The organism is Streptomyces muensis (assembly GCF_021474425.1).
Lineage (GTDB): Bacteria > Actinomycetota > Actinomycetes > Streptomycetales > Streptomycetaceae > Streptomyces > Streptomyces muensis.
The window spans coordinates 1-7,491 of sequence record NZ_JAKEIP010000337.1 but is presented as its reverse complement, the minus strand read 5'-3'; the positions used below and the strand labels follow the sequence as shown (position 1 = coordinate 7,491).

Here is a 7,491-nt window from a genome sequence, read left to right as displayed (position 1 = left end):
AAGTCCTGTCGTAAGCCGAGCAGATAACAGCTGTCTCGTGGGCTGGGAGATGTTTATTAGACACAGGGCGTGACCTGAGCGTCCCGGAGACGCGCACTGCCCTGCGCCGGCTCCCCGGCCGCGCGCTGGGCCGTCGGCGCGGACGCCATCGAGGTGCCGAAGGCCAAGGCGGTCGGCGGAGTCTCCGCCGCACGGATCGAGAAGGGGCTGGGAATGACCAAGGACTTCCTGGTCGCCGCCAACCTCGACCGCGACGTCCTGTACGGCGCCGAACCCCGGAAGGCGCTGGCGCTCATCGACCCCCTGCAGAAGGACTACCTGGCCGACCTGCGCTCCGCGCTGCGTCACCCCACGGTGAAGAACGACCCCACGTGGACCTTCACCCGCTTCGACCGCGACAAGGTCGAACTCGTCGGCACCGAGGTCAGGGTCCGCGGCCGTATGACCGTCGAACCCGGCGACGCCACCGGCCAGGCGCGGATCCGGGCCGACTACACCTTCGTGTATCCGCTGGCCAAGGCCGGGGGCGGCAGCGAGGTCGCCCGTACGATCGTCCGCCGGGTCGTCGAGGTGGACGTCCTGGACCTTGCCAGATTCCAGGGCACCGAAGGGCGTATCTGGGTGTACGACGTCGACGGCGAGATCTCCAACGACAACTGCCGCGACGGCGACGGCCTCATCCAGCCGCTGTTCCAGGCCGACCTGTACGCCAGTCCCGAGCCCTCCGGCGAGGTGGTCGACCCGTACGACCGAGGCAGGGAGCTGGACCGGAACGAGCGCGACTGCGGCACCGTATCGCGCACCTGACGACGCCCTCGCCCGGGCACCGGAATGAGAAGGGCCCCGCGGGACGGAGCCGCGGGGCCCTTCTTTCGTCAGCACCGACGTCAGGGCAGCGTCGGTGCCTGGGGAGCGGCGCCGGGGGGTTGCGCCGCTGGGTTGGTCATCGGTGGTCCCGACCTCTGGCAGTGCAGCGGTGGGACGGCGAGCTTCTTACGCATCGTGCTGGACGGACACGGGGACCGCAACCGCTCGACCCCGCCTTGTACTCCGTCCCGGGTCTCGCAGGTCCCGCATCCTGTCGCCCCTCCCCGCCGGTCGGCCCCGGGCGTCCCCGGAGCCGACCTTCTCTTGGGTGACCGGGCTGCTGTCCCCTGCCGTCCGGTCACTTTCCTGGAGCGAGGTCCCACGGCGTACGACACGATCCGTACGCCTCATCGCCCCAGCGAGCCACGCGTGGTTCTGTCGGGCCCGCCCCTGGCTGGCACGGACACCGGTACCAACGAAGGGTTCGCGCAGGCGTCACGCTCCGTACGGGTGAGAGGGGATGCGTACGTCTGTCCCCGGAACGTGGATTCAGATCCGGCCGCGGCACAGTTCCAGCAGCGTCATCGCCAGCGCGGTGCCCGGCTTGCCCAGCGCCTCGCTGTAGTGGTTGAGGACCTCCATCTCGCGGGAGAGGTTCACGCGCCGGCCGCCCGAGGTGATCCGCGCCTCCTGGATCACCGCCGAGACGGCCATGCGTTCCTGGATCAGGCCGATGATCCGGTCGTCGAGCGCGTCGATGCGTTCACGGGCGCCGGTGATCACGTCGGCGGCCTCGGTGGTGTGGGCGCCGGTCTTCTCCGCTGCGGTGGCGGTCATCTCGGGGGCTCCTCGCTGGGTGCGGTGCCCCGGAGCGACGTGATCCGGATAAACGCCAGGCGCCCCGGACCTTGTCGGCCCGGGGCGCCTGGGAAGTCGCTTGTCAGTTGCTCAAGCAGCACGACCATGGCAGCCGGTGGGCCGGTTGCCATAGGTAAAGAGGAAGGTCTGGTGCGTGAGCATGGGGTCAGTATGCCGTGCCCCAGGTGGGCGTCCAAGAGGGTTCGCATCGTGAGACGGGCTTCGGCCCCGGAGGGCCTGTGCCGAGCCCGGTAGACTCGGCCTCACACACACCTCGCTCACCGCCGGAAGGCAACCCGTGTCATCAGCGAACCCCGCCGCAGCCACCGACACCGTCCTGGTCGTCGACTTCGGTGCGCAGTACGCCCAGCTCATCGCCCGTCGTGTCCGCGAGGCCCGGGTCTACAGCGAGATCGTGCCGAGCACCATGCCGGTCGCCGAGATGCTCGCCAAGAACCCGGCGGCGATCATCCTCTCCGGCGGCCCCTCGTCCGTGTACGAGGAGGGCGCCCCCCGTATCGACCGCGCCCTCTTCGAGGCCGGCGTCCCGGTTTTCGGCATGTGCTACGGCTTCCAGCTGATGGCGCAGAGCCTCGGCGGGACCGTCGACAACACCGGCGCCCGTGAGTACGGCCGTACCGATCTGCATGTCTCGAAGTCGTCCTCCACCCTGTTCGAAGGCACTCCGGCCGAGCAGCACGTGTGGATGTCGCACGGCGACGCCTGCTCCGCCGCCCCCGAGGGCTTCGCCGTGACGGCCTCCACGGACGTCGTCCCGGTCGCCGCCTTCGAGAACGACGAGCAGAAGCTCTATGGCGTCCAGTACCACCCCGAGGTCATGCACTCCACGCACGGCCAGCAGGTACTGGAGCACTTCCTGTACCGGGGTGCGGGGCTCACGCCGTCGTGGACCACCGGCAACGTCATCGACGAGCAGGTCGCCGCGATCCGCGAGCAGGTCGGCGACAAGCGCGCCATCTGCGGTCTGTCCGGCGGCGTCGACTCCGCCGTGGCGGCGGCGCTGGTCCAGAAGGCCATCGGCTCCCAGCTGACCTGCGTGTACGTCGACCACGGCCTGATGCGCAAGGGCGAGACCGAGCAGGTCGAGAAGGACTTCGTGGCCGCGACCGGCGTCCAGCTGAAGGTCGTGGACGCCGAGGAGCGGTTCCTCAAGGCGCTCGCCGGGGTCTCCGACCCCGAGGAGAAGCGGAAGATCATCGGCCGCGAGTTCATCCGGGTCTTCGAGCAGGCCCAGGCCGAGATCATCGCCGACGAGGGTCCGGCCGTGGAGTTCCTCGTCCAGGGCACGCTCTACCCCGACGTGGTCGAGTCCGGTGGCGGCACCGGCACGGCCAACATCAAGTCCCACCACAACGTCGGCGGGCTGCCCGAGGACCTCGAGTTCAAGCTGATCGAGCCGCTGCGCAAGCTGTTCAAGGACGAGGTCCGGATGGTCGGCCAGGAGCTAGGGCTGCCGGACGAGATCGTCCAGCGCCAGCCCTTCCCGGGCCCCGGCCTCGGCATCCGGATCGTCGGCGAGGTGACCAAGGAGCGGCTCGACCTGCTCCGCGAGGCCGACGCCATCGCCCGCGAGGAGCTGACCGCGGCCGGCCTCGACCGTGACATCTGGCAGTGCCCGGTGGTCCTGCTCGCGGACGTCCGCAGCGTCGGCGTGCAGGGTGACGGGCGGACGTACGGCCACCCGATCGTGCTGCGGCCGGTGTCGAGCGAGGACGCGATGACCGCCGACTGGTCGCGACTGCCGTACGACGTCCTGGCGAAGATCTCGACGCGGATCACCAACGAGGTGAGGGACGTCAACCGGGTCGTGCTCGACGTGACGTCGAAGCCGCCGGGCACCATCGAGTGGGAGTAGTCCCGCCTCAGGTCCGCTTGAGAGTACGCACCGGCTCTCCGGGCTTCCAGACCTGGACGACGAGGTACTTGTCGTCCTCGACGTAGGTCCGCACGACCTCCGTCAACTCGGTGCGGAAGAGGTGGAACGGCTCGGGCGACTCCGGCGGTTCCGCCTCTTCGCTGTACGCGGCCCGCTGCTCCGGGTTCTCGACCTCGATCGCGCGCCCCGCGATCCGTACGTCTCCGCCGCCCATCGACTGCCCCTCCCCGGGGTTCGCCTGGAGCGCGAAGCGCGGGTCGCGGCGCAGGTCGAGGGCCTTGAGCGAGTTCGGCATCATGCCGAGCCAGAGCTCGCCGTTCAGGAAACGGACCTCCAGGCCGGTGGTGCGGGGAGAGCCGTCCTTGCGGAGGGTGGCGAGGGTGTGGTGGGTGAAGGCGCCGAAACGTTCTTCGGCGGTGCGGGCGAGGTCCGGTTCGGCGGCGGCGAAGGCTGCCCAGTTCGCTGTCATGCCTGTCATACGGTGAGTGTCGCGCCGATACCCGACATCCGCTGTCCGGTTTCCGGGGGCGTGGGTGTCGGATCTTTACAGAACATCTCTGTTCTCCTGCGCTGACCGACGGTAACTTCCGCCCCGTAAGCAACCCAGTGCGGGAGGACACATGCACGGGACGCCCCTCGGGCCCACTCCGCCCTCGCCGCTGCCGACCGAACGGTTGCAGTTCGCGATGCCGCCCATGCACGAGTCCGTCGAGGACGAGCGCCGGCACCGCAAGGAACGCCTCGCGGGCGCGCTGCGGATCTTCGGGCGGCTCGGCTTCGAGGACGGGGTCTCCGGGCACATCACCGCACGCGATCCCGAGTTCAGCGACTGCTTCTGGGTGAACCCCTTCGGGATGCCGTTCAAGCACGTCACCGTGAGCGACCTGGTCCTCGCCAACTCCGAGGGGCAGGTGATCGAGGGGCGGTACCACGTCAACCAGGCCGCGTTCACCGTGCACTCCCAGGTCCACGCCGCCCGCCCGGACGTCGTCGCCGTCGCCCACTGCCACTCGGTGCACGGGCGGGCGCTCGCGGCGCTGGGGGAGCTCCTGGACCCGATCACCCAGGAGAGCTGCGCCTTCTACGAGGACCACGCGCTCTACGACGCCTACTCGGGCGTGGCCGTCGACGCCGTGGAGGGCCGCCGGATCGCGACCGCGCTCGGCTCCCGCAAGGCCCTCGTCCTGCGCAACCACGGCCTTCTGACCGTCGGCGACTCGGTGGACGCGGCGGCCTGGTGGTTCCTGTCGATGGAACGCTCCAGCCAGGTCCAGCTGACGGCCCGGGCGGCGGGACGTCCGGTGCTCATCGAACACCGGCAGGCGGTGGCCACGCGGGAGCAGCTGGGCGGGGATCTGGTGGCGTGGATCAACTACCAGCCGTTGTGGCAGGACGTGAGCCGCAGTGAGCCGGATCTGTTGAGCTGACGCGGCGTGGGGCGGCCGGCTAGAAGCCCCGTAGGACGACCGCCTTCGTCATCGCGAACTCCTCGTCGGTGAGTACGCCGTCCCGGTGCAGCTCGCCCAACTCCCGCAGTCTGCGCAGGAGTACGTCGTGGTGGTCGGCCGGGTGCGGGACGGGTGCAGTCAGCTGGGTGCGGTCGGTGCGGTCCGTCTGGTCCGCGTGGTCGATGGCCGGGCGGGTGGACGGGTGCGGCAGACGGGCCGTGACCGCGGTGGCCACCAGGGCGGTGAGCAGGTCGCGGCGGACGCTGCCCCACAGGTCCAGGGCGTACGGGTCCTTCTCCGGCGGCAGTTTGGAGAACACCGTCTCCCGGGTCACGAAGCGCAGGAAACCGTCCTCGTGACCGGAGTTGGGCAGCCACTCGACCTGGACGAGGTCGCCCACGCCGATGATGCGCGGGCCGGTCGCCCGCTTGACCCGGTCGGAGGTGTCGGACCAGTCGATCCGCACCTGGCCGCCGTCGAAGGAGACCGTGCCGTCGGAGGAGCGCACGGAGACCGGGACCGGTGGGCCGGGGAGGAGGTAGGCCTTGGTCGGCTCCTTGGGGATCTGGTCCAGGACCAGTGCGTGGCGAATCTCCTCGGCTACGTACTCGGCGACCCCGGCACGGTCGACGTCCACCGTCAGCCGGTACGGATCCGCCGTGTCGGGCAGCCTGCCGCCGGTCGCCTGGAGCAGCGGGTCCGCGCCCTCGCGCAGCCGCATCCGCAGCCGGCCGCGTTTGCGTTCCGGCTCGAAGACGATGCCGGCGACGGCTTCGAGGGGTACGGCGATCTCTCCGTAGGTCTGCCGGAACAGCGGCACGGAGCGGTGGAGTCCCGGCGTGATCCGGACCGTCGTGCCGTCGAAGGCCCAGGTCCCGTCGCGCTGGATGATCTCGGCCATGGGGAAATTTTCGCAGCCGGGTCAACACGGGGGGCCCGTTCATCACCCGCGCCGAACGGACCCGCCGGGCGCGTAGTGCCTGGACTACGGCACAATTCGCTGTCGCCGTGGGTGAGTTGGCGGCGGTGGTGGTCGGTGGTGCGGCCGGGGCCGGAATCGGCGGTGGCCGGTATCTGAGATCGGGCTGCCGATCGTGAGGCTGTGGGGCTATAAGGCCATGAGGTCATGGGTCACGAGGGCATGAGGGTTTCCGGGAAGGCGGGCGTCGGGCGTGGCGGTGCAGGAGGCTGGGCGGGGCAGCGCGGAGGTGGGCGCGCACGGGGGTGGCTGCACCTGTGGGGACTGCCCGCACGGGGCGCGGGCGGGGCACGCGCGCGCGGTCGCGGAGTTCCTGCTGAAACGGGACGCGTTCGCGGCGGGTCAAGGGCTCCCGGCCGCGGTGGCCCACTCGGCCTCGGCCTCCCGGCAGTGGGTCTCCGAGGAGCTGACACAGTCGGCGGAACTCGTCGCCGAGCGGGGGCGCGCCGAGGGGGAGGCGTGGCTGGCGCGGCTGTGGCGGCGTACGACGTGTGTCGTCTGGGGACTGGTCGTGGCGCTGCTGCTGGGGCAGGCGCTCACGGCGATCGGCTCGGGGTGGACGTCGGCGCGTACGGCCGGGCTGTTGGCGGCGCTGGTGACGGCCGGGGCGCTCACGGCCGCGTCGTGGTTCCACCGGGCGCGCGGCGGGGCGCTGGCTCCGGTCATCGGTGAGGACAACCGGCTGTCCACGTCGCGTGCGGTGGCGGGGGCGTGGGTGCTCTTCGTGGCGTACTCCGTGCTCGTGCTGGTGGGTCAGCTCGCGGCGGCGTCCGGGCACCGTGAGCGCGACGCGCTGATCGCCGGTCTCGAACTCGGGCGGGGTGCCGGTGTGGTGACCGTGCTCGCCGTGGTCTGTGTCATCGCGGTGCTGGTACGGCGGGTCGTCGGGGTGCGGGTGCTCGGGCAGCGCCTGCAGAAGGTACGGGCTCATCGGCCACGGGCGGCGGATCTGCTGACGGACGACGCCGGGCGGGGGACGTTCGCGGACATCCAGTACGTCGTGATCGGCGGGGTGGCGCTGCTGTTCGCGGCGGTGCGGTTGGGGCGGCGGCCGGATCAGCTGCCCGATCTGCCGTGGGGGCTGGCGGTGGTGGTGCTGGTCTCGGCTGCGACGTATCTGGCCGGGAAGTACGCCGAGGGAGGTCGGCCGGTGATCCTTTCGGTGGTGCGGGCGCGGGAGGCGGGCGACCTGGACGCGGCCATCCGTACGGGTGACGACATCGAGATCCGGGGGGCCGGGTTCGTGCCTCCCGGGGCGCAGGGGGCGGATCGGTTGTCGCGGATGGTGGTGCGGATCGGGGCGGTGCATGTGCGGGTGCCGCTCGTGCCGGTGAACGGGGGGTTCAGCAATCCGACGGACACGGTGCTCACGGTGCCGGTGCCGGTGGATGTGGAGCCGGGGCGGGTGGAGGTGCGGGTGGTCAGTGCGGTGGGGGTGGAGACGGAGCGGTATGTGATTGATGTGACTGAGTGACGGTCGCCTCCGGCGGTTGGGCGGGGGG

The 7,491-nt window shown here is 70.7% G+C and carries 7 protein-coding genes; 4 read left to right on the top strand and 3 right to left on the bottom strand.

Features of this window, described 5'->3' with window-relative positions:
- The first annotated feature begins 153 nt into the window (after positions 1-153).
- Entirely contained in the window at positions 154-807 is a 654-nt protein-coding gene (locus L0P92_RS40000; protein WP_234768045.1) for a hypothetical protein, read from the top strand.
- Positions 808-1,356: 549 nt separating this feature from the next.
- On the opposite strand, the gene L0P92_RS39995 is transcribed toward L0P92_RS40000, so the two are convergent.
- Entirely contained in the window at positions 1,357-1,644 is a 288-nt protein-coding gene (locus L0P92_RS39995; RefSeq protein ID WP_234768044.1) for a chorismate mutase, read from the bottom strand.
- Positions 1,645-1,963: 319 nt separating this feature from the next.
- On the opposite strand from L0P92_RS39995, the gene guaA reads away from it, so the two are divergent.
- Positions 1,964-3,541 (top strand): glutamine-hydrolyzing GMP synthase, encoded by a 1,578-nt coding sequence (guaA, locus tag L0P92_RS39990; protein ID WP_234768043.1) that lies wholly within the window; start codon positions 1,964-1,966, stop codon positions 3,539-3,541.
- Positions 3,542-3,548: 7 nt separating this feature from the next.
- On the opposite strand, the gene L0P92_RS39985 is transcribed toward guaA, so the two are convergent.
- Positions 3,549-4,031, bottom strand: coding sequence for a pyridoxamine 5'-phosphate oxidase family protein (locus tag L0P92_RS39985; protein ID WP_234768046.1), 483 nt, complete (start codon positions 4,029-4,031; stop codon positions 3,549-3,551).
- Positions 4,032-4,182: 151 nt separating this feature from the next.
- Here L0P92_RS39985 and L0P92_RS39980 point away from each other — a divergent pair, with 151 nt between their 5' ends.
- A complete protein-coding gene (locus L0P92_RS39980) occupies positions 4,183-4,989 on the top strand; it encodes a class II aldolase/adducin family protein (protein ID WP_234768042.1) in 807 nt (268 codons plus the stop codon).
- Between the two features lie 19 nt (positions 4,990-5,008).
- Here L0P92_RS39980 and L0P92_RS39975 read toward each other — a convergent pair whose 3' ends face one another.
- A complete protein-coding gene (locus L0P92_RS39975; protein ID WP_234768041.1) occupies positions 5,009-5,911 on the bottom strand; it encodes a DUF4429 domain-containing protein in 903 nt (300 codons plus the stop codon).
- 271 nt (positions 5,912-6,182) lie between these two features.
- Here L0P92_RS39975 and L0P92_RS39970 point away from each other — a divergent pair, with 271 nt between their 5' ends.
- On the top strand, positions 6,183-7,463 hold the full coding sequence (locus L0P92_RS39970; protein WP_234768040.1) for a hypothetical protein: 1,281 nt from the start codon (positions 6,183-6,185) through the stop codon (positions 7,461-7,463).
- Positions 7,464-7,491: the final 28 nt, after the last annotated feature.